18 protein-coding genes and 1 pseudogene are annotated in these 22,823 nt (G+C 42.1%); 16 read left to right on the top strand and 3 right to left on the bottom strand.

The window, feature by feature from the left end; genetic code table 11:
* Positions 1 to 217: 217 nt before the first annotated feature.
* The 16 genes and pseudogenes from OMHG_RS01665 (at position 218) to OMHG_RS01590 (ending at position 17,281) form a co-directional block, all read left to right on the top strand.
* Positions 218 to 1,528: an ABC transporter substrate-binding protein gene (locus OMHG_RS01665; RefSeq protein ID WP_010647747.1), complete on the top strand. Its 1,311-nt coding sequence runs from the start codon at positions 218 to 220 to the stop codon at positions 1,526 to 1,528.
* Positions 1,529 to 1,635: 107 nt separating this feature from the next.
* Complete coding sequence (locus OMHG_RS01660; protein ID WP_010647745.1) at positions 1,636 to 2,496, top strand: carbohydrate ABC transporter permease; 861 nt, start codon at positions 1,636 to 1,638, stop codon at positions 2,494 to 2,496.
* On the top strand, positions 2,496 to 3,314 hold the full coding sequence (locus tag OMHG_RS01655) for a carbohydrate ABC transporter permease (RefSeq protein WP_010647743.1): 819 nt from the start codon (positions 2,496 to 2,498) through the stop codon (positions 3,312 to 3,314). Before OMHG_RS01660 ends, OMHG_RS01655 begins: the two co-directional genes overlap by 1 nt.
* A 52-nt stretch (positions 3,315 to 3,366) precedes the next feature.
* Positions 3,367 to 4,419 carry a LacI family DNA-binding transcriptional regulator gene (locus OMHG_RS01650; protein ID WP_010647741.1) on the top strand — a complete coding sequence of 351 codons (1,053 nt, stop codon included), beginning with the start codon at positions 3,367 to 3,369 and terminating at the stop codon, positions 4,417 to 4,419.
* 51 nt (positions 4,420 to 4,470) lie between these two features.
* Positions 4,471 to 5,190: a ThuA domain-containing protein gene (locus OMHG_RS01645; protein WP_010647739.1), complete on the top strand. Its 720-nt coding sequence runs from the start codon at positions 4,471 to 4,473 to the stop codon at positions 5,188 to 5,190.
* 22 nt (positions 5,191 to 5,212) lie between these two features.
* Positions 5,213 to 6,244: a Gfo/Idh/MocA family protein gene (locus OMHG_RS01640; protein WP_010647738.1), complete on the top strand. Its 1,032-nt coding sequence runs from the start codon at positions 5,213 to 5,215 to the stop codon at positions 6,242 to 6,244.
* A 5-nt stretch (positions 6,245 to 6,249) separates the two neighbouring features.
* On the top strand, positions 6,250 to 7,284 hold the full coding sequence (locus OMHG_RS01635) for a Gfo/Idh/MocA family protein (protein WP_010647736.1): 1,035 nt from the start codon (positions 6,250 to 6,252) through the stop codon (positions 7,282 to 7,284).
* Positions 7,285 to 7,298: 14 nt separating this feature from the next.
* Positions 7,299 to 8,267 (top strand): sugar phosphate isomerase/epimerase family protein, encoded by a 969-nt coding sequence (locus OMHG_RS01630; protein WP_010647734.1) that lies wholly within the window; start codon positions 7,299 to 7,301, stop codon positions 8,265 to 8,267.
* A gap of 111 nt (positions 8,268 to 8,378) precedes the next feature.
* Positions 8,379 to 9,062: a YesL family protein gene (locus OMHG_RS01625; protein WP_044476728.1), complete on the top strand. Its 684-nt coding sequence runs from the start codon at positions 8,379 to 8,381 to the stop codon at positions 9,060 to 9,062.
* Between the two features lie 36 nt (positions 9,063 to 9,098).
* Positions 9,099 to 10,745 (top strand): glycoside hydrolase family 13 protein, encoded by a 1,647-nt coding sequence (locus OMHG_RS01620; protein ID WP_010647732.1) that lies wholly within the window; start codon positions 9,099 to 9,101, stop codon positions 10,743 to 10,745.
* 366 nt (positions 10,746 to 11,111) lie between these two features.
* On the top strand, positions 11,112 to 12,077 hold the full coding sequence (locus tag OMHG_RS01615) for an N-acetylglucosamine kinase (protein WP_010647730.1): 966 nt from the start codon (positions 11,112 to 11,114) through the stop codon (positions 12,075 to 12,077).
* A gap of 18 nt (positions 12,078 to 12,095) precedes the next feature.
* Complete coding sequence (locus OMHG_RS01610) at positions 12,096 to 12,950, top strand: MurR/RpiR family transcriptional regulator (protein ID WP_010647728.1); 855 nt, start codon at positions 12,096 to 12,098, stop codon at positions 12,948 to 12,950.
* Between the two features lie 154 nt (positions 12,951 to 13,104).
* Positions 13,105 to 14,010, top strand: coding sequence for an N-acetylmuramic acid 6-phosphate etherase (gene murQ, locus OMHG_RS01605; protein ID WP_044476675.1), 906 nt, complete (start codon positions 13,105 to 13,107; stop codon positions 14,008 to 14,010).
* 132 nt (positions 14,011 to 14,142) lie between these two features.
* A complete protein-coding gene (locus OMHG_RS01600; RefSeq protein WP_044476727.1) occupies positions 14,143 to 15,426 on the top strand; it encodes an ABC transporter substrate-binding protein in 1,284 nt (427 codons plus the stop codon).
* 83 nt (positions 15,427 to 15,509) lie between these two features.
* Positions 15,510 to 16,402: pseudogene (locus tag OMHG_RS01595) on the top strand (carbohydrate ABC transporter permease).
* Between the two features lie 36 nt (positions 16,403 to 16,438).
* Positions 16,439 to 17,281 carry a carbohydrate ABC transporter permease gene (locus tag OMHG_RS01590; RefSeq protein ID WP_010647722.1) on the top strand — a complete coding sequence of 281 codons (843 nt, stop codon included), beginning with the start codon at positions 16,439 to 16,441 and terminating at the stop codon, positions 17,279 to 17,281.
* Positions 17,282 to 17,465: 184 nt separating this feature from the next.
* Here the strand turns inward: OMHG_RS01590 and OMHG_RS01585 are convergent, their stop codons facing one another.
* Genes OMHG_RS01585 through OMHG_RS01575 form a run of 3 tightly spaced genes read right to left on the bottom strand, consistent with a single transcriptional unit; the run spans position 17,466 to position 22,505 of the window.
* Positions 17,466 to 18,734, bottom strand: coding sequence for an exo-beta-N-acetylmuramidase NamZ family protein (locus OMHG_RS01585; protein ID WP_010647720.1), 1,269 nt, complete (start codon positions 18,732 to 18,734; stop codon positions 17,466 to 17,468).
* 18 nt (positions 18,735 to 18,752) lie between these two features.
* On the bottom strand, positions 18,753 to 20,825 hold the full coding sequence (gene nagZ / locus OMHG_RS01580) for a beta-N-acetylhexosaminidase (protein ID WP_010647717.1): 2,073 nt from the start codon (positions 20,823 to 20,825) through the stop codon (positions 18,753 to 18,755).
* Between the two features lie 21 nt (positions 20,826 to 20,846).
* Positions 20,847 to 22,505: a serine hydrolase domain-containing protein gene (locus tag OMHG_RS01575; RefSeq protein ID WP_010647715.1), complete on the bottom strand. Its 1,659-nt coding sequence runs from the start codon at positions 22,503 to 22,505 to the stop codon at positions 20,847 to 20,849.
* Between the last annotated feature and the right edge of the window lie 318 nt (positions 22,506 to 22,823).

The following is a 22,823-nucleotide window of genomic DNA, read 5'->3' as shown; positions in this document are numbered from 1 at the left end:
AAATTATGAAATCTATTGCTCTTTCAATTTCTGTATGATAGTATTTAGTTAATTCATGCAAACGGTTTCCCAACGATTGCATTGGTGGCTATGAATCTATTTTCATACGCCATTTTTTAAGAAATGAAATTGAAAGCGCTTATAAAATGAAAATTCAAATAAAAGTGTAATCGATTTCATCTTGGGAGAAAAATAAAATATAGGGGTGGGGTAAAAGATGGGAAACAAAAGGTTCCTTTCAAAAATTTTTATGGCGATTGTCCTTTCGGGTATTTTAATCGCGGCGGGTTGTTCGACTTCAAATTCTGAGTCTGGAGCTGGAGGGGAAACTGCCGATGGTAAGATTCCTGTGGATATCTTTCAATTTAAAGTAGAATTCAAAGATCAGTTTGAAGAAATCATTAGTTTATATGAAGAAGAGAATCCTGACGTTCAGATGTCCGTACAAACTGTAGGCGGCGGAAATGATTATGCTGCGTCCTTGAAATCACAGATGGCTTCTGGAAAAGAGCCTGTTATCTTCAATATCGGCGGACCGACCGAGGTGGAAGAGTATCGAGAATACTTAACTGATTTGTCTGATACAGAGGCGGCTTCAACGGCCCTTGAAGGAACTTTGAATGGTATTGAAGAAGATGGAAAAGTATGGGGGCTTCCTTTCGCACAGGAAGGTTATGGTTTGATCTATAACAAGGAAGTCTTTGAAAAAGCGGGTATCAATGCTGAAGAGCTGACAACATTCGCTGCTCTTGAAGAGGCTTTGGAAACGATTGACAGTCAAAAAGAAGAGCTTGGATTGGAAGCAGCTTTTGCATTGCCTGCTAAGGAATTATGGGTAATGGGTAACCACTTGGCAAACAACTATATCGCACCGGAATTTGACACCGATATCATGACTGCTTATGAAGCGGAAACAATCGATTTTGAGTATGGTGATCAAATGCAGAAAATGCTTGATCTGCAAAATGAATATTCGGTACAGCCTGTATTGAGCCTGGATTATTCCCAACAAGTGGAGCAGCTATTCTCACTTGGCAAGGTTGCCATGATTCAGCAAGGTAACTGGGTATACCCAACAATTGAACAAATGGATGCCGAATTTGCCGAAAATAATGTCGGCATGATCCCAATGCCATTTGAAGGCGAATTGAGTGATCACTTGCCTGTTGGTGTTCCGCAGTATTGGGTAGTCAACAAGAATGCTAGTGAAGAACAACAGCAAGCTGCAAAGGATTTCCTTGATTGGATGTATACTTCCGATGCTGGTAAGGATTTCGTTTTGAATGAATTCAAATTTGTACCTGCATATGATGGTTATGATTCAGATAAGATAGCAGATCCACTTTCAAAAATAGTATATGATTACTCTTCCGATGCGAAGACAATTGGATGGACGTTTATGTCAACTCCTGTTGGCTGGAATGAAGATGTCCTTGCATCTAACTTCCAACGCTATTTAAGCGGTGATATGGAATGGCAGGAAGTGCTCGATGATGCAAAAGAGCAATGGGAAAAGTCCAGACAGTAAGAGATGAAAATAAGTTATCACAGCCAACAAAATAAATCGATTTTCTTTTGTTGGCTGTTTTTATTTTTAAATTACGAGATAGAGAATGAAATGGGAGGTGCTCTCGGATGAAAAATAGGAGTGTGTCATTTTGGTTATTCCTTACGCCAACCTTGCTGGCGTTGACACTTGTTGTCTTTTTTCCATTTATATATGGATTTATTTTTTCGTTTACAGACTGGAATGGTTTAACGGCATCTGAATTCGTCGGATTAGCCAATTATCTGGAGGCTTTCCAAGATGGTGAGTTTCTCGATGCAATTGTATTTACCATCATGTTTGCGGTTGTTTCTATCATTCTGGTAAATATTATTGGACTGGGATTGGCATTGCTGGTTACACAAAAAATGAAATCGAGTAACTTGCTTCGAACGGTATTCTTTATGCCAAATCTTATTGGTGGTCTGATTTTAGGATTTATTTGGCAGTTCATCTTTGTGAGCGGATTTGATGCAATGGGGAGTTTGTTAGGCATTGAGGCTCTGCAGGGCTGGCTTTCTACAACAGGAACCGGCTTCTGGGGATTGGTTATCCTCAACACGTGGCAGTATGCAGGCTATATTATGATTATCTATATTGCCTATTTGGAAAGTGTTCCTAAAGAGCTGATTGAGGCTGCTGAAATTGATGGGGCAAATGGATTCCAGCGCTTTTGGAAAGTGAAATTTCCGCTCGTTGCACCTGCATTCACAATCAGTTTATTCCTAACGTTATCCAATGCATTTAAATTATACGACCAGAACTTGGCACTAACCAATGGAGGTCCATATAATTCTACACAGATGCTTGCAATGGAGATATATAATACGGCATTTAGCGATTTTGATATGGCCTATGCGCAATCAAAGGCTGTTATATTCTTCATTCTTGTCGCAGCAGTTGCATTGACACAAGTATATTACAATAAGAAACGGGAGGTAGACTTATAATGAAGGAGAAAAGGAGAAATAAATTCATAATAGAGATTCTCGGTATCCTTTTGGCCCTTTTATGGCTGTCCCCGTTTTATTTAATGATTGTCAATTCTTTTAAAACGAAGAATGGTATTTTTTCCAACATACTCGGTATTCCAGAAAGCTGGACCTTCGAAAACTTTCAGCAGGCGTTCATTGATTTGAATTTCTTAAGTTCCTTAACCAACTCCATCATTGTATCACTTGGCAGTGTGGTAATCATTATCCTGTTTTCATCGATGGCGGGATATTCGCTATCAAGAAATAAAAGCAAATTAAGCGGAGCTATCTTTCTGCTCTTTGTTGCAGCGATGCTGATTCCATTTCAATCCGTGATGATTCCCTTAGTCTCTTTATTCGGGGAAGTTAATATGTTGAATATTTATGGTCTGATCTTCATGTACCTGGGATTTGGAGCAAGTCTTTCTATCTTCCTTTACCATGGTGCAATGAAAAGTATACCGATATCACTTGATGAGGCAGCAACGATTGATGGGGCAAATAAATGGCAGGTGTTCTGGAGAATTGTCTTCCCAATGTTAAAACCAATCTCAGTAACCGTTATGATTTTGAATCTTATTTGGATATGGAATGACTACTTGCTTCCATCCCTTGTATTAAGTTCGGATACTGCGACACTTCCATTAAAGATGTTTTTCTTCTTTGGGCAGTATACTAAGCAATGGCATTTAGCGCTGGCAGGATTGACTCTAGCGATTATACCGGTAATCATTATCTACTTTTTTGCACAAAAACATATTATCGAAGGTGTTACAGAAGGGGCAGTTAAATAATAGTTTAACGAAGCAACCTTCCTTGCTCAGGTGCCGAGAGGGGGGCAAATAATTGTCAGTAACCATTAAAGATGTAGCCAAACGTGCTAACGTATCACCGTCAACGGTGTCCCGGGTATTGTCCGACAGCAGTAAGATAAGTGACAGAACCAAACGGAAAGTACGTAAAATTATGGAGGAAATGGGTTACCATATCAATTTAAATGCCCGTGTTCTCGTTCAGAAATCAACCCAGACGATTGGAATTGTGATGAAGCATTCTGCCAGCCATTCCTTGCATAATCCCTTTTTTCCTGAGGTATTGAAAGGAATCAGTGCATACTGTAATAAGAAGGACTACAGCATATCATTGACAACTGGCGAATCGGAAGAATCCATTTATAATGAAGTGGTAAAAATGGTGCAAGGGAAACGGGTCGATGGTGTGATTGTTCTCTACTCAAAGAAAGACGATAAGGTGGTACCTTATTTGTTGAAACAGAATATTCCATTTGTAGTAATCGGAAAGCCGGTAAGCGAATCAAACAGGATAATGTACGTCGATAATGATAATATACAGGCAGCGAGAGAAGCGACTGAATATTTGATAGAACACGGCCACCGGCATATAAGCTTTATAGGCGAGGATCCTGCATTTCAGGTCATACAGGACAGAATTACAGGCTATCGGGAAGCATTGAGAGCTTATGGCATTGAAGAAAATGAGGCCTACATTCAAAACTTTGAATATGGCACATCGAATGGCTTGCCGGTTATAGATAAATTGTTGGATCTGCCAGAACGTCCAACAGCAATGGTTATTTCTACGGATGTAAATGCATTGGTAGTGATCAAGCAATTGAGAGATAGACATATTCAAGTTCCGGAGAATATGAGTTTGATTACGTTCAATAATACGATTGTTTCGCAGTTATCGAGTCCGCCGATGACTTCCATCGATACGCAGACCTATCAACTGGGTTATGAAGCATCAAGATGTGTGATTGAACTGATTGATGACCCGGAGATGTTTAAACGAAGTGTCATTATTCCGACCGCCATTAAGATTAGAGAATCATCGCAGACATTAAGTAAGAAGCTGAACGAACTGGATAATTTAATTTAGCATAACATGCAAACGATTGCCTAAAAATTGCATAAAAAGGAGAGCTTTGTCATGAAAGTAACGGTATGGAATGAGAATCGTCACGAAAAAACGAATAACGTTGTTGCGCAGATCTATCCAAAAGGAATCCATGGTGCGATAGCGGAATTCCTGCAGGAAGATGATATTCAAGTAAAGACAGCAACATTAGAGGAAGAGCATCATGGATTAACAGATGATGTTCTTGAAGAAACGGATGTCTTGATCTGGTGGGGGCATGTAGCTCACGATGAAGTGCAGGATGAAGTCGTAGCAAAGGTAAAGCAGCGCGTTCTGGACGGAATGGGCTTGATTGTATTACATTCAGGACACTTCTCGAAAATTTTCAAAAGCCTTATGGGGACTTCATGCGATCTGAAATGGCGGGAAGCGGGAGAAAAGGAAAGGCTCTGGGCAATCGATCCGACCCATCCGATAACCGAAGGGCTTGGACAATATTTTGAACTGGAACAGGAAGAGATGTATGGGGAACATTTTGATATTCCAACTCCGGATGAATTAATCTTTGTCAGCTGGTTTGAAGGCGGAGAGGTTTTTAGAAGCGGAGCTACATTTAAACGGGGCAAGGGCAAGATCTTCTATTTCCGGCCTGGACATGAAACCTATCCTACATACTACAACAAGGATGTCCAGCAGGTAATAAAAAATGCCGTCAAATGGGTGAACAATGATAATACACCTGCCCACGTTTATGGTAATGCAAAACCTTTGGAGAATATTTCTGATAAATAGATAGATAAAGGGAGGAATTTTTATGTCCAAACTAAAAGTAGCAGTTATTGGATGTGGAAGTATTGCGAGACATCGCCATTTAGTAGAATATGCGAATAACCCGGAAGTGGAGATAGCAGCGGTTTGCGATATTGTAGAATCAAGAGCACAGGAAGCAGCTGAAATCTATGATGCAAAAGCATATACAAGCTTTGAAGCATTGCTGGACAGTGAGAATATTGATGCCGTAAGTGTCTGCCTGCCTAACTATCTCCATGCCCCAGTCAGCATAGCGGCATTAAATGCAGGATGCCATGTCCTATGTGAAAAGCCGATGGCCACTTCAAAGGAAGAGGCTGAGGATATGATTCGTGCAGCGAAAGCGAATAATAAAAAGTTGATGATTGGCCATAATCAGCGATTTGTCTCCTCTCATCAAAGGGCTCGGAAGTTAATCGAGCAGGGCGAGGCCGGAAGGATCTATAGCTTCCGAACAACCTTTGGACATGGCGGTCCGGAAGGCTGGAGTGCCGATGGAGAAGACAGCTGGTTCTTTAAAAAGGATCAGGCATTTATTGGGGCAATGGGAGACCTTGGTGTACACAAGGCAGACCTGCTCCGCTATATCTTAGATGAGGAATTTGTAGAGGTTGGAGCATTTGTGGAGACAAGTGCGAAAGAAAATACGGATGTTGATGATAATGCCACATTAATCCTGAAAACGGAAAAGGGTGTTATTGGTACACTCGCAGCGAGCTGGGCATATACGGCCGAAGAAGATAACTCTACGATAATATATGGAGAAAAAGCAATTCTGAGATTGGAAGATGATCCAAGATATTCCTTGGTAGTTCAATATAAAAATGGTGAAGTTGTTAACTATGAATTAGGAGGAATACAATCCAATGATGAGGGTGGTCAGACAACAACACATGTAATCGATCATTTTGTGGAAGCTATTTTGCAAGACGCAGAACCTTTGATTAATGGAGAAGAAGGAAAGAAATCCTTGGAAGTCATTCTGGGGGCTCTGGAATCTGTTAAAACAAATCGTATTTGTCGTTTGGAGAAGTGAATAATATGTCTAAATTAAGGATGGGGTTCATTGGTGTTGGGGGAATTGCGCAAAGCCGGCATATTCCAGCATATCTCAGTATGCCCGAAAAGGTAGAGATTGTTGCTGTGCAGGATCTGAATCAGGCTCGTGCAGAAGAAGCAGCAGCAAAATTCAATATCCCGCAAGTTTATGGTGACTACCACGATCTTTTTAAAGTTGTTGATGCCGTAACCATCTGTACACCAAACAAGTTCCATGCAGAAATATCCATTGCAGCCCTGGAAGCTGGTGTACATGTATTTTGCGAGAAGCCGATGGCAATCACTGTAGCGGAATGTGAACGAATGCTGGAGGCTTCCGACAAGGCAGGGAAACTACTGTCTATTGCTTATCATTATCGATTTATGGAGGCCTCCAGGGTTGCCAAACTGGCCATGGAAGATATCGGTGATCCGCTTGTCACGAGAGTGCAGGCACTTCGCCGCCGGAAGGTTCCGGGCTGGGGAGTATTTACGAATAAGGATCTCCAGGGCGGCGGCAGCCTGATCGACTGGGGATGCCACTTTCTTGATTTATCACTATGGCTGCTCGATGGGCCAAAGCCTGTAGAAGTAATGGGATCGACTTACAACCGATTGAGCAAGACCCCGGATCAGCTGAATGATTGGGGAGCATTCAATCATGAAACATTTGATGTTGATGACCATGTATCGGCATATATCCGGTTTGAAGACGGAAGTTCGATGATTTTTGAGTGCTCATGGGCGGCAAATATCAAAGAAGATACGACCCATGTCAGTATCTCAGGCGTTGATGGCGGAGTGAATGTATTTCCTTTAGAAATCCATCAGCCGAAATATGGCACATTTATGACCAACGCAGTAACTATCGAAGAAGATTCAGCGCAGGTTGGGCTCCTTCAGGCACAGAATTTTGTAGAAAGCTGCCTTGGTGAGGCTGAATTAATATGTAAGCCGCAAGAAACGTTAAAAGTAACCCAAATCATAGAAGCTATTTATAGCAGCAGTGAGACTGCTTCAAGTATAAAATTTTCTTAAAGTGAGGGATATCGATGAAACTTGGCGTATTTACCGTTTTATTTGCAGAAAAGCCACTGGAAGAAATGCTTGATTATGTAAAAGATGCAGGATTAAAGGCAGTAGAGATTGGAACTGGAGGCAATCCGGGAACGGCACACTGTAATGTCGATGAGCTGCTCGCAAGTGAAGACAAAAGAAAAGAATTTCTGGATAAAGTTGAGTCGCGCGGTTTGACAATAAGTGCATTCAGCTGTCATGATAATCCAATTTCTCCAAACAAGCAGCATGCGAAATCTTCTCATGATGCATTCACAAAGACTGTACAACTCGCCGAATTACTTGATGTACCAGTAGTGAACACATTCTCTGGTACACCTGGGTCAAATGAGGATTCCAAATATCCTAACTGGCCAGTCACTCCATGGCCGACGGAATACTCCGATATTTTAAAATGGCAATGGGAAGAAAAGCTCATTCCATACTGGAAGGAACAGGGTCAATTTGCGAAGGATCACGGTGTAAAGGTTGGCCTGGAACTGCATGCAGGATTTCTGGTGCATACTCCTTATACATTGCTGAAACTGAGGGAAGCAACCAATGATGCAATCGGTGCCAATCTGGATCCGAGCCATCTCTGGTGGCAGGGGATTGATCCTGTGGCGGCAATCAAGATTTTGGGCAAAGAGAATGCAATCCATCATTTCCATGCGAAGGATACCTATATTGATCAGGACAATGTCAACATGTATGGCCTGACAGATATGCAGCCATATGCATCCGTCCAGTCCCGCGCATGGAGCTTCCGGTCTGTCGGATATGGTCATAGCATACAGGAGTGGTCCAATATTGTAAGTGCACTGAGGACATATGGATATGATTATGTGATTAGTATTGAACATGAAGATCCGATCATGTCGATTGATGAAGGTTTTAAAGCAGCAGTCAAGAATCTGAAGGCGGTCAATATCGATGAGCGGCCTGCCGACATGTGGTGGGCATAAGGAAATAAGAAAGCCCCTTTCAAGTTTTTTTACTTCTTTAATTAAACTTGAAGGGGGTCTCTGTTTCGGCATACAATGAATATAGCTTTTACGTCCTGGGAGGATACAACATTGAAAAATTCCGGATTTATAAATGGTATGTATATGGTAAGTGAGTGGGTGATGCGTTTTTCGGTAATCAATCTCCTATGGCTCTTTTTCAACTTACCTATTCTGTTCATTGCAGCAAGTATGTTTTTTGCCGATCAGTTAAGCTATCTGTACATATTGCTACCGCTATTCATCCTGTTGCTGCCGGTTTTATTTTTCCCTGCAACAGCTGCCATGTTCGCTTCTGTCAGGGACTGGGTGATGGCCAAAGAAAAGACAGGACTTATTATATCGTATTGGACTTATTATAGAGAAAATTATAAAAAAGGTCTGCTTGGCGGATTATTCCTAACGGCAGTATGGGGTGTCTGGGCAGTAGATTACTATTACTTTAGTGAGAAAAATATCATTCTCATGTTTGCCTTTGTGATTATTGGGGTCGTTCTGTTTGTTTATACCATAAATTTTTTCTCAGTAATCGCCCATTATAATATGAGTCTGCGGGCAATTTTAAAAAACACACTGTTGATTACAATCGGCAGTCCTTTATTATTCATCACAGTAATGATTGGCAGTGGCATTATTTTTCTGATGAGCAGCCGTGTTTGGTTTCTAATGCCATTCTTTTCATGGTCAATACTTGCCTTTATTTCATTTTCGGCATTTTATCGATTGTATCTGAAATTAACTACTGGGAATTCATAAATTAATGCAGCTCAATGAAGGAAGGGAGGATTTAACATGCAGCAAAAATGGTGGAAAGAAGCGGTTGCATATCAAGTATATCCGCGCAGCTTTAAGGATTCGAATGGGGATGGGATTGGTGATATCCAAGGGGTCATATCAAAACTGGACTATTTAAAAGAGCTTGGAATTGATGTCATCTGGATAAGCCCGGTCTATAAGTCACCGAACGATGATAATGGTTATGATATCAGTGACTATCAGGATATTATGGAAGAATTCGGTACGATGGATGATTTCGATCAGTTATTGACTGAAGTGCATGGCCGGGGCATGAAACTGATTATGGACCTGGTAATCAATCATACGTCTGATGAACATCCATGGTTTATTGAATCCCGTTCTGCCAAAGATAACCCATACCGTGATTATTATATTTGGCATCCGGGAAAAGACGGAAAGGAGCCGAATAACTGGGCGTCTATCTTTGGCGGTTCCGCATGGAAATATGACGAGAGAACGAAGGAATATTTTCTGCATGTTTTCTCGGAGAGACAGCCTGATTTAAACTGGGAAAATCCAGCGGTGCGCGGGGCATTATATGAAATGGTCAATTGGTGGCTTGAAAAGGGAATAGACGGTTTCCGTGTCGATGCAATATCCCATATTAAGAAAGTCGCTGGATTTCCGGATATGCCCAATCCGAAGAAAAAGAAATTTGTTCCTTCGTTTGAAGGTCACATGAACCGGGAAGGTATACAGGAATTTCTGGAAGAGTTCAAACAGAAGACCCTTGCCAATTATGATGTCATGACTGTCGGCGAAGCGAATGGTGTTAAATTAGAACAGGCAGATGAATGGGTCGGCGAGAAAAATGGCAAATTTAATATGATTTTCCAATTTGAACATCTCGACCTCTGGGGAAAGAATACGGACAAGGGACTCGATATCCATGCTTTGAAAGAAACACTCAGCAAGTGGCAGAAAGGGCTTGAAGGAAAGGGCTGGAATGCCTTGTTCCTGGAAAATCATGATCAGCCAAGATCCCTTTCGACCTGGGGCGACAGTGGACAGTATCGAGTTGAATCAGCTAAGGGACTGGCTTCCATGTATTTCCTCATGCAAGGTACGCCATTTATTTATCAGGGACAGGAAATTGGCATGACAAATGTCCAATATCCATCCATTGATGATTATGACGATGTTGATGCAAAGAACCTGTACTGCGAATTAACAGGAGAAGGCGTACCCGAACAGGAAATAATGGAAATCATCTGGCAGACCGGCCGTGATAATTCCAGAACGCCCATGCAATGGAACGCTGAGGAGAATGCAGGATTTACCACCGGAGAAAGCTGGCTAAAGGTTAATTCCAACTACAGAGAGATTAACGTTGAAAATGACATGCAGAATCCTGATTCCATTTATCACTATTACCAAAAGCTGATTGAGCTGCGCAAATCCTCAAAAGCTCTTATTTATGGGAACTATGATCTGATTCTCGATGACCACGATCAAATCTATGCATATACACGAACAGGAAAAGATGAGCAGTACGTTATCATGGTGAATCTATTTAAGGAAGCGGCAATATTTGAACTTCCAGAAACAATTACGGAGAGAGAATTAGTACTCAGCAACTATAAGGATGAGGAAGAGAATAGATTGCGGGCCTATGAAGCAAGAGTATATCGTGTAAAATAGAATGAAATTGCTACAGGAGTCATGGGCTGATGCTCACGATTCCTGTTTTGATATTTGGAGGTAATTCTGCGATATTGGGAGCGTGATTCTGCGGTTTGGGAGCGTGATTCCGCGGTTTGTGGGATAATTCCGCGGTTCGGGAGCTAATTCCGCGTTTCGGGAGCTAATTCCACGGTTTAGGGGATAATTCCGCGGTTTAGGGGATAATTCCGCGTTTCGGAAGTTAATTCCGCGTTTCAGGAGTATGATTCCGCGCCACCCCGCCCCCCATGCGCCAAACTTGCTCCGTCAAAAATTTGGGAAGTGACAGGCATTAGATAAAGTTATATATTGTTAGTGCATAGGAAAAGTTAAGGAGGGTGTGAAGTGGAGTTCGTTTTGGGTATTGATGGTGGTGGTACGAAAACGCAGGCCGCGATTATGAATCGCCAGGGTGAAATTGCTGCACGTTGTCAGGCTGGGGCGACGAATCTGAATTCGTCTACAGTAGAACAGCTCAAGGTTGTCTTTAAGGATTTGTTCAGTGCATTAGAAAGCCAATTGCCGGGCAGTTTGGCACAGATTTCCTATACCTTTGCGGGGATTGCCGGAGCAGGTAACGAAAAAAATAAGCAATGTATTGAAGATATAATTAAATCGTTCCTTCCGTCGGAGGCAGTGATTTGTGTGGAATCCGATACAATGAATGCCTTATATTCGGGTACATATGGAAAGCCGGGGATTGTCCACATATCTGGTACGGGTTCCATCACCTATGGAATAAATAGCAGGCAACAACAGAATCGCGTTGGCGGCTGGGGCTATCTGCTGGGGGATGAAGGCAGTGGATATGATATAGGAAGACAGGGGGTTATAGCAGCGTTAAAGGCATATGATGGACGAGGCCCGGCAACAATCTTATTGGAGATGCTGTATGGTCAATTTGCAGTAGATGATCCCCAAGATTTAATCAAAAAAATATATGCAGCACCAGCACCCAAGAATGAAATTTCCGCATTGTCAAGAATTGTAATGAAAGCATATCTGCAAGGTGATTCCCAGGCACAGGCCATTGTGGATGCTGCTGTCAGGGAAATAGTTTGGAGTATACAGACATTATATATTAAACTGTTTGCTGCGAATGAACAAGCGGCCATTGTTTTATGTGGTGGTGTTTTCGGCGAGAGGGCAGTACTGGAAAAACTGCAGGATAAGTTGCGCAATCATGCGGAACTGACGATTGTTTTGCCGAAAATGCCTCCGGTCGGCGGTTCTTTAATTGGAGCATTTCAATTGTCCGGAGAGAATCTGGAGGAAGAACAGATCAACAACATAATACGAACAATCCAATAAATGAAGAGGGTGAAGACAATGTCACATACCAAGGGCGGCCTTGTGATTCTGAAGGAAATGGTTAACAGCCTGCCGCCATCTGAAAGAAAGATAGCAGAATATATTTTGGAAAATCCAGAGGAATCCATACTTTTAACAGCTTTAATGCTTGGTGAAAGAAGCAAGACCAGCAGTGCAGCAGTTATCCGTTTATGCAAATCACTTGGCTTTAGTGGATTTCAGGAATTAAAGATTCGGGTTGCTGGGGATTTGCAGAAGCAATCTGTAACGGAATACCGGGATATTGAACCGAATGAAGGATTTAAGAACATAATTGACAAGGTCACAACCAATACGATACAAACGCTAAAAGAGACTGCAGATATATTAAGCGAAAATAATCTGAAACAGGCGGTTCAGGAATTAGCGAAGGCAGCATCCATTATATTTATTGGCGTGGGAGCTTCCTATATTGCCGCAAAGGATGCAGAGCAAAAATTTCTGCGGATAAATAAGAATGCATACTCCTTTTCAGACGTACATATGGCAGCCACCTCTATTGCGAATAAGGGTCCTGGCGATGTCGTAGTGGGCATTTCTTTTTCAGGAGAAACAGAAGAAGTAGCCAAGCTGCTCAAATTGGCGAAGCGCAAACATACAACAACGATCAGTATTACCAAATACGGAAATTCATCAGTATCGAATCATTCTGACATTCAGCTGCATACATCTGCTGCAAAGGAAGCAATGCTTCGCAGTGGTGCAACATCCTCGCGCATCGCCCAATTACAGGTTATTGATATATTGTTTATGTGCCTTGCTTCGGTGCAATATAATGAGACGGTGCAGCATTTAGACGAAACGAGAGAAGCTATTTCATTCTTAGAACGTTAAAAATCTGTATTTATATATCATCGCTGAAATATTATTACTATAATCTAAAGGTTTATTGACAAAATAATTCAGTGAAACTATAATAAATATTAAGAAAATTATTGTTTTTAATATTTTAGCGATGATTGTAAATCTAATCATAAGGGAGAACCGCATGCATATGGAACTAACGAACCTTACCACTGAGAAGAGAAATCAGAATAGTATGAACCTTGATCGGTCGTCTACATATGAAATACTTACCATTATTAATGAGGAAGACAAAAAAGTAGCGGGTGCTGTGAAAGCTGTTTTGCCACAGGTGGAAACGGCGGTTGATCAAATAGCTTCGGCCCTTGGCCAAGGCGGTCGTCTCTTTTATGTCGGAGCTGGTACAAGCGGCAGATTGGGTGTTGTGGATGCATCTGAATGTCCGCCAACCTTTATGACCTCCAAAGAGATGGTGCAAACGGTAATGGCAGGAGGAAATGCTGCGTTTTTCCAGGCTGCAGAAGGAACTGAGGATGACGAGGCACAGGGCAGGGAAGACCTGAAAGCAAGGGGAATATCAGAAAAGGATGTCGTCATTGGGATTACAGCCAGTGGAAGAACACCTTATCCAATAGGCGCGTTGAAATATGCCCGAGAGCTTGGAGCGTATACCGTATCGCTTACATGTAATAAGGATTCCAAGATTAGCGAGATTGCTGATTGCAGGATTGAAGTTGTCGTAGGGCCAGAAGTTCTGACAGGTTCAACAAGGATGAAGGCAGCGACATCCCATAAGATGATTTTAAATATGATTAGTACTGCAACCATGATAAAGCTAGGAAAAGTATATGAGAATCTGATGATTGATGTACATGCCAGCAACTATAAACTTAAGGAACGTGCAAAGCAGAATATTATGGAGATAACCAATGTTTCCTATGATATAGCAGAAAATGTTTTGAATGAAACAAATCATAAAGTCAAACCGGCAATTGTCATGATCAAGGCGGGAGTTAGTTTGGAGGAGGCTAAGAAAGCTCTTGAAAAAAGTAGCGGTTTTGTAAGGGATGCAATCGATTCCTTACTATAGCGGGATTCGGGAACTCCATGAATTGCCTAAGCAATTTATGTGTTTCACATAGCATGAAAAATAAAAAGGGGGTTTTAAAAGTTGAACAAGTTACTTAAAGGACGTCGTTTTTTACTCATAGCTGTTTTATTAATGGTAGCACTTGCTGCGGCATGTTCTTCAGATGATGCGGAAGAAACAAGCGGAGCACCAAGCACCGGTGCAGAGGGGGAAGTGTCTGGGGATCTTGAAATCCAATATTTTGTTGGTGGATATGGTGATTCATGGTGGAAAGAAGTTATCGCAGATTTTAGTGAGGCATATCCGGATGTAAATGTGATTGAGCATGCCGGACCGAATATTAATGAAGAAATGCGCTCCCGCTGGGTTTCAAATGATCCACCTGATGTCGTATACATTGATGGGGCAGGATCAAGTGAAACACAAATGGTCGAGGATGGACAATTGATGAATCTTACCGAATGGGTGGAAGGAATTGAGCTCGAAGGTGGAGATAAATTGGTTGAAAGCTTTATCGTAGACCCGGCCACCTATGATGGTGATATTTATTCACTCCCATTAGTATTTGATACATGGGGAACATGGTATGACAGAGCTTTATTTGAAGAAAAAGGATATGAGGTGCCAACCGATTTTGACAGTTTTATGAGTTCAATGGAAGAGATTAAAGAAGGAGAAGGAATCGATCCGCTTGTAACAAGTGGTCAGCATCCATATTACTTCCTTCGTGGAATGCTCTACCCAGCCTTTGGTGCAGCAGGTGGAGATGAATTACTGACTGATCTGATTACAGGTGCAGAGGGTGCCTGGACCAGTGATGTTGTGTTGGAAACAATGAAAAAGGTTGAAAAAATGCAACAGGAGGGAATGTTTGATTCCGGTTTAGGGGCTTTAAATCATACGCAATCGCAAATGAACTTCCTGCTGCATGATAATGCATTCATCCCAGTAGGATTCTGGCTGCCGAATGAAATGGCAAATGATATCCCGGAAGGCTTTGACTTTGGCTTTATCCCATCGCCTATGCAGGATGCTGGTGAGCCATTTGCAATCGTACCGGATTTACGACCATTGGCAATTGCCGAAAATGCAGAGAATCCTGAGGCGGCAAAAGCTTTTGTGGAATTTGCCTTCACAAGAGATTATGCCATGTCATTCTCTGAACATACTGGAGCTATTATGAACATCACAGAAGTAGACTTGACACAAAATGAGAATGTACCAAGTTACTTAACGGAAGCAAATGCAATGATTAACGATCCGGAGCAAGTCCAAATCTATGAAAAGCCTCACCCGATGAGTGCTGATTTGGAAACGCCAATCGGAAATGCCTTGATGTCCTTGATGCTTGGAAACATGACAGCAGAAGAGTTTGTGGAGGAAGCGGAAAAAGCTGCAGCTGCCTATCGTAATTAAGTGAAAAAGATGGTATGGAACATAAAGGGCAATAGTTAAGCCCTTATGTTCCATACATCTATTTTAGATGAAAGAGTGATTGGATGGTACAGTCTAAAAAACAGAAATATATATTTCTGGCAATTTGTTTGGTCCCTACATTCCTAATGTTTGCTGTTTTTACATTATATCCTTTGTTCAGCGGTCTGTACTATTCATTTTTTGATTGGTCGGGATCCGCGCAAAACAAGGAATTTATTGGATTTGATAATTACATACAACTGTTTAGTGATGCAATCATCCCCAATACAATCATCCATGATTATTTCCTCGTGGTAACCAAGGTGATTGGCATCATGATTTTAGCGATGTTTTTCGCGGTGGCATTAACACAGCTGAAAATCAAAGAGGCGCCATTTTACCGCGTTGTTTTTTCTTTCCCAATATAATGTCAGTTGTCGTAATCGGGATTCTTTGGACATTTATTTACAATCCGAGTATGGGACTGATTAATTCGGGATTGGAGTTTATTGGACTGGGAAATTGGGCCAGACCATGGCTGGGAAGCGAAACATGGGCATTGCCAAGTTTGGTTCTGCCATCGATCTGGGCTGGGATTGGTTTATTTATGCTGATGCTTATGGGCGGTATAGCGAATGTGTCAAAAAGCTATTATGAGGCGGCTGAAATGGATGGGGCAAATCAATGGCAGCAGTTCTGGAAGGTGACCTTGCCGCTAGTCTGGCCGCAAGTGAAAATCTCTGTTCTCTACATCGTCATGACGACACTGAATGGCTCTTTTGTTATTGTACAGGTAATGACAGCGGGCGGACCAAATAATTCGACACACGTCATGGGGTCCTATCTCTATCAGCAGGCGTTCGTGCAATTCAACTTTGGCTATGGGGCAGCAATTGGGGTTATGATACTGGCACTCTCACTGATCACTATCCTGATTTTACAATTTATGTTGCGCAGGGACAAAATAGAATACTAGAACAATTAAAGAGGAAAAGGTGGAGGAGGAACAAAAGTGAAGCGCAGTATCGGTCAGATTTTAGGTAAGGCAGGAATACGGATTCCTCTGATATTATGGACAATAGCCGTGCTATATCCAATCTTTTGGATGTTCCTTGGTTCATTTAAATCAAATGCAGAGATTTACCGGAATCCATGGGGCTTCCCGGAAACCTTCAATTGGCAAAATTTTGCGGATGCATGGACAAATTATAGTATTGATACAAGTGTTTTCAATAGTTTAATTGTAACGGTGATTGGTTCAATCGTAACCTTGCTGCTCTCCATCCCTACTGCATATGCAATCGAGCGGATTAATTTTCGGGGAAGCAAGCTATTGTTCACTTTATATGTATCAGCAATGATGATTCCGATGGTATTAGGCTGGATTCCTTTATTCTTCCTATTATCGGATTTAAATTTATTGGATAATATCTATGGATTGTCGCTTGTCTATGCAGCCAGTCAGCTGCCGTTTACCATCTTTGTTTTGACAAGCTTTATGAGTACAATACCAAGGTCGCTGGAAGAAGCAGCAGCAATCGATGGGCTTTCCCCATATGGTGTGCTTTGGAAGATAGTTGCCCCATTAAGCATGTCGGGGATTATAACGGTAACGATTATGAATGCTATTCAGTTCTGGAACGAATATTTCATGGCTCTAATCTTTCTTCAGTCGAGTGAGAATTACACGCTCGCCTTAGCTATTGATTTTATAAGCAGTGAAGCCCAGTATACGAATGCATGGGGAACGCTGTTCGCAAGCCTGGTTATCGCCATTCTTCCGGTGATTATTCTGTATGCGATCTTCCAGAGGAGAATCTCACAGGGGATGACGGAAGGGGCCATAAAAGGATAGAACACGATTGTGGAATGGTGCTGAAAGATTGTAACCATTAAAAAATTGTTTTTTTACTGAGTAGAAATATCTTTTTTAAAGATAGAATTTAAGACAGCATCCCAATTACTGTAACGAGCGATTGGGACGCTGTCTTTTAGGATACATTACATTTAAAACGGTCTGCTGCACTTTCTTTATAAGGTTAGTAAATCAGGTATTCCTTACGAATCTTGTTAAATTCCTTTAATTCTTTTTTCCATTTCTTTTCCATTGATTTAATGGAATCTCCATTTTCGATTGCTTCACGAATCCAGCCATTTCCAATCAGATTATCAAAGAACGAGATACCGTCACTGCTTTCTGCGCGGAATTCAAAGTCTTCCGGATACATATCGTGCAGTGTTTTTACTATATGCAAGCCTGTTTCAACTGGTTTAAAAGATTTCTTGTTCGTGATATGAATCTGTACCCCATGGCTCAAGGTTCCAGCGTGTTTCGAGATAGAGGGCGTAAAGGAGGCTGCCCGAAATCTGACGCCTGGCAATTCCAAGTTATTTAATTCTGCTGCAAACTCCGTACTGTTCACAAAGGGAGCGCCAATCATTTCAAATGGTTTTGTCGTTCCGCGACCTTCTGATAGATTCGTTCCTTCAATCAATGCAGCGCCTGGATAGGCAAGTGCCGTGTCAAATGTTGGCATGTTTGGAGATGGCAGAACAAACGTCAACTCTGTATCATCATAATACATATCACGTTTCCAGCCATCCATTTCAACAACGGTCAGATCTGCACCGATATCAAATTCTTCGTTGAAAAGTTTCGCTAATTCTCCTACTGTCATGCCATGGCGCAATGGAATCGGATAGTTGCCAATAAAGGATGCATATTCGGTTTCCAAAACAGGACCTTCTACTTTATGGCCACCTAATGGGTTAGGGCGATCCAAAACAATAAATTCCTTTCCGTTTTCCTTTGCTGCTTCCATTGCATATGCCATCGTATAAATGTAGGTATAAAAGCGTGTTCCTACATCCTGAATATCAAAAATTAGAACGTCCACATTTTCAAGCATTTCCGGTGTCGGCTTTCTTGTCTGTCCGTAGAGACTATAGACAGGCAGCCCGGTTGTCTCGTCAACATAGAATTCCACATATTCTCCAGCCTGTGCATCACCGCGAACACCATGCTCTGGACCATAGAGGGTGGTGAGATTGATATCAGGGTCATGATGCAATAAATCAACAATACTATTTAGCTCCTGGTCCACTCCGGTTGGGTTTGTAATCAATCCAACACGTTTTCCCTCGATTAAATCTTTCTGTTCACCGAGCAGTACATCAACACCAAGCTCCAATTCCTCTTGTTTGCCTTTTCCTTTACCGGGGTGGTGGCCTCCCTTATCTGCGAAAACCGCAGATAAGGAGCTGAGAACCAGAATTACTGTCAGTAGCATTCCAATCGTTTTTTTCATTGTTTAACACTCCTTCTTTTAGTAAGATAGTCCAAAACCGTATTCAAATAATACATCACCGTTTTGACCAGGAATCGTCACTGGCAAGAGACCGGTTGGATTGTTTTCGCCGAAAAGACTTGCTGCAGTGGCTTGGAAACTGGCTGGTCTAAAACCGTATTGAGCCAGGTATGCGTCTATTTCAGGAAATGCCATAACATCGTAAGGATTACGGATGCCAATACCGACTACAGGAGCTTCGACATGTTCAATAAGCTGATTGATCAATTGCATTTGTGCGCTGTCAGGAGATCGGCCGCTTACATTGTAGGTGTATGATCCGACGACTACTGCGTTTGCATCCTCAAGCTGAGCTAGCTGGTCATCATCAAGTGGTCCTGATGCTGCCATAAGCTCTGTATTGGAATGGTATTCCCGAACCGACTCGTACAGACTATCAATATATGTGTTGCCGATAACAACAATTTTTTCATCGCCATGATAATCAAATGGCAGGACCTGGTTGTTTTTAACAAGGGTGATGGACTGGCTGGCGGCTTCTTTCTCTACTTGTTTATGTGCCTCTGAACCGACAACCGATTCTGCATTAGCAATTATATCTTCGATTGATTGAGGATTTTCGGATTTGATAATCCCGCGTTCGACTTTCAGCGTAAGGATCCGTCTGACGGATTGTTCGATGCGTTCTTCTGTAATCTCACCAGTTTCGACAGCTTCAAGCAGACCATCTGCAACCTCTTCAAGACCCACTGGCATTAATACGATATCGGTACCAGCTTTTACGGAACGGATAGCGGCCTCTACTGTACCAAAATGATCCGCAATTGCACCCATATTCAATGCATCTGTTATAATGACGCCGTCAAAACCCATTTCCTCACGCATTAATCCGGTCAGTACTTTGTGCGAGAGCGTGGCTGGTAAAGAAATCTCAGTCCCGTCTTTTTTGGAGATAACCTTTGTATCATCGATTTTCGGAAATGTGACGTGGGCAGTCATAATGGCATCAATTTCCTCTTGCATCGCCTGCTGGAAAGGGTAGAGTTCTACGGCAAGTAAGCGTTCCTTATCATGACCGACTTCGGGCAGTCCAAGGTGGGAATCAACGGCTGTATCGCCATGTCCAGGGAAATGTTTTGCGGTCGCTGCCACCCCAGTGCTTTGCAATCCTTGAATATAGGCCGTTCCAATGTCTGCTACAAGTTCTGGCGATTCACCGAATGAACGTACCCCAATGACCGGGTTATCAGGGTTATTATTGACATCCAATACTGGAGCAAGATTCATATTAATCCCCAAAGCATTTAATTCTTCCCCAATGACTTGTCCGACATCCTGTGCAGTTTCAGGTGAACGAGCTGCACCAAGTGCCATATTGCCGGGCATATGTGTCCCTGATTGCAACCGGGTGACGATTCCGCCTTCCTGGTCGATTGTCATTAACAGTCCATATTTTTCACTTGCTTCTTGATAATCAGCGACCAATCGAGCTGTCTGTTCGGTTGCAACAACATTTTCTGCGAATAAGATAACACCGCCAAGATGATAATCTTTAACAAGCTGCTCGATTTCGGGCAGCATTTCAGTTACATTTTCTCCGTCCCAATTTCGGAAATCAGGCATGAGCATCTGCCCGATTTTTTCATTGATTGTCATACCGGCAATGGCATTCTCTATCACGTTGTAGCGCTTGCCTGTTTCTTTAATAACAGTTTCTCCTGAAGGTTTATGGTGAACAGCAATCCGGTCCATCGAAGTTCCGTCAGATACGGTTATGAAGGATCGTCCGTTTTGTCCGGTAAAAGTAACGACCCCATTCTCATCGACAGTTGCTACATTTTTGTTTTTCGAACGCCATGCAAGTCCTTCTGAAACTGTCTTGAAATGCCCGTCATTATAAGTAGTCATGGCTGTCAGTTCTATTTGATTGTCTTTCACTTCTATTTTTGCTTCGGGCATATTCTGCAGGATGATTAAATCCTTTAAGCTGCTTGCTGCTGTTGCTGTGGTCCCTCCCAAGAAACTGAAGGGACTAATCAGTAGCGTGATAATGGCTGCTATGATGAATGGTGCTCTGCGAAAAAATCTCATTATTTTCCTCCTCTAATTTGGTTAGTCGTTACGTTCAACCCATCCTTCACTTTGTATGTCATAGGGAATTAGCTTGTTTGCTTCATCTTTTAGTTTCAAATCAGTAACATACCAGCCTCGTTCATTTCCGGCAGTATCGGTATCGTACCGGAAGCGGATGTGTGTGATTTCTTTGGGAATAGTGACTTGCTCATGCAGCCAGTCCCCGCTGCTTCCGGAATAAGTCTCCTTTACAGTATTCCATCTTTCTCCATCACTTGATACCTCCAGAAATCCGAAGTCCCAGTAACTTTCAATGCGGTACCAAGTGTGAAAGGAGAATGTCGCATCTTGTTTTAAGTCGACTTCCAATGTTAATGTCCGGTCTTCTAAATTATCACCATACCCGGCATACCAAGCATGCTCTCCATTTGGAATAGCTACAGGGATTGCGCTGGCAACAAGTCTTGCCAGCTGTCTTCTGGCTCCATTCGTCGATACAGTTTCACGGGAGGGATGGACACGATTGGTTAGCAGTATGGCGATGGTATCATTCTCCAAATTCACGACAAGGGATGTTCCGGTATAACCTGTGTGCCCAATCGAATCAGCACCAGAGAGACCATCCATATACCATGCCTGTGAAAGCTCCCATCCTAAGCCATGGTCATTTCCGGGGAAGTCGGGAATCTGATTTTCTACCAATAATTTCACGGTTTCCGGTTTTAGAATTTGTTTGCCGCCATAACGCCCTTCGTTAATAAACAGATGTGCGAGCTTTCCAAGGTCCTTTGCCGTAGAGAATACACCGGCATGACCTGCAACTCCATCAAGGGACCACGCCCCCTCATCATGCACCTCGCCCCAGACAAGACCTCTGTTTGTTGAAGGCTGATATTCAGTTGCGGCAATCCGGTGCTTAATTGATTCTGGCGGGTTGTACATTGTATCTTTCATTTTTAGTGGTTTGGTAATATTGTTATAGACAAATTCATCAAGCCGTTGTCCGGATAGCCGTTCAACCAAAGCTCCCAATGTGATCATATTTAAATCACTGTATGTGTATGTAGATCCTGGTGAGTTGTCAAGAGGGTACTGAAATACATATTGGAGTCTGTCTTCGCGATTTTCTCCAATGGTATAAAGCGGTATCCATGAGGTAAATCCTGATGTGTGGGTCATAAGTTGTTTAATGGTTACATTCCCTTTTCCATTTTCGGCGAATTCCGGAATGTAATCTGCAACAGGATCATCAAGCTCGAAAAGACCCTGTTCATATAGAATCATAGCTGCTGTTGAAGTGAAAATCTTACTAATGGAGGCAAGATCAAATATCGTATCTTCCCTCATCCTGATTGGTTCATCGGTTATGCTGCCCTGGTCATCTTCGTAGAGATAGGCATTCCCGTATGCCTCGTGCTGAACAATATGCCCTTTGCGAGCAACGAAAGTAACAGCTCCTGGAAATGCGCCATCTTCAATCATGGATTCCATTAACGGGTCAATTTTCGTTAATGGTTCATTGTACATGCCAGCCCCTTTCGCAGATCCGGGGTGCAATACTGGTGAAGTTGGACCTGGATGCCCCCATGAAAATTTAGGTTGCGATTCTTTTTTTGCCATTACAGTCGTACTTGTTGAACTTATTATTGCGAAAAAAATGATGCTGGCAATCAAAACAACTATTAAACGAAATTGCATGGCTCTCCTCCTTTTTGTTTATTCTCAGAATTCTGATAATTCCCCCTGGAAATAATTTCTTCTTTACTATAAAAGTATAGGACTCTATTAAAATTGTCTATCACTCTAACTAACTAAATTGTGAAATATAATTTTATATTTCTAGCATAAATGGACTGGGTATAAAGCAATAGTGGCTGACATAACAGCTTCACTAGAAGAAATGATATTAGTGATAATATGGAAACGAATATCATATGTTGTACAATAAGCTGAATATTTAAACAAAATGAAATATTCGGGTTTGATGATTGCGGAACCTGGGTATTAGGAAAGAAA

This window comes from Oceanobacillus massiliensis str. N'diop (assembly GCF_000285495.1).
Classification (GTDB): Bacteria; Bacillota; Bacilli; order Bacillales; family Amphibacillaceae; genus Oceanobacillus; species Oceanobacillus massiliensis.
The sequence above is the reverse complement of the archived record's forward strand: the minus strand, read 5'-3'. Positions and strand labels throughout refer to the sequence as shown.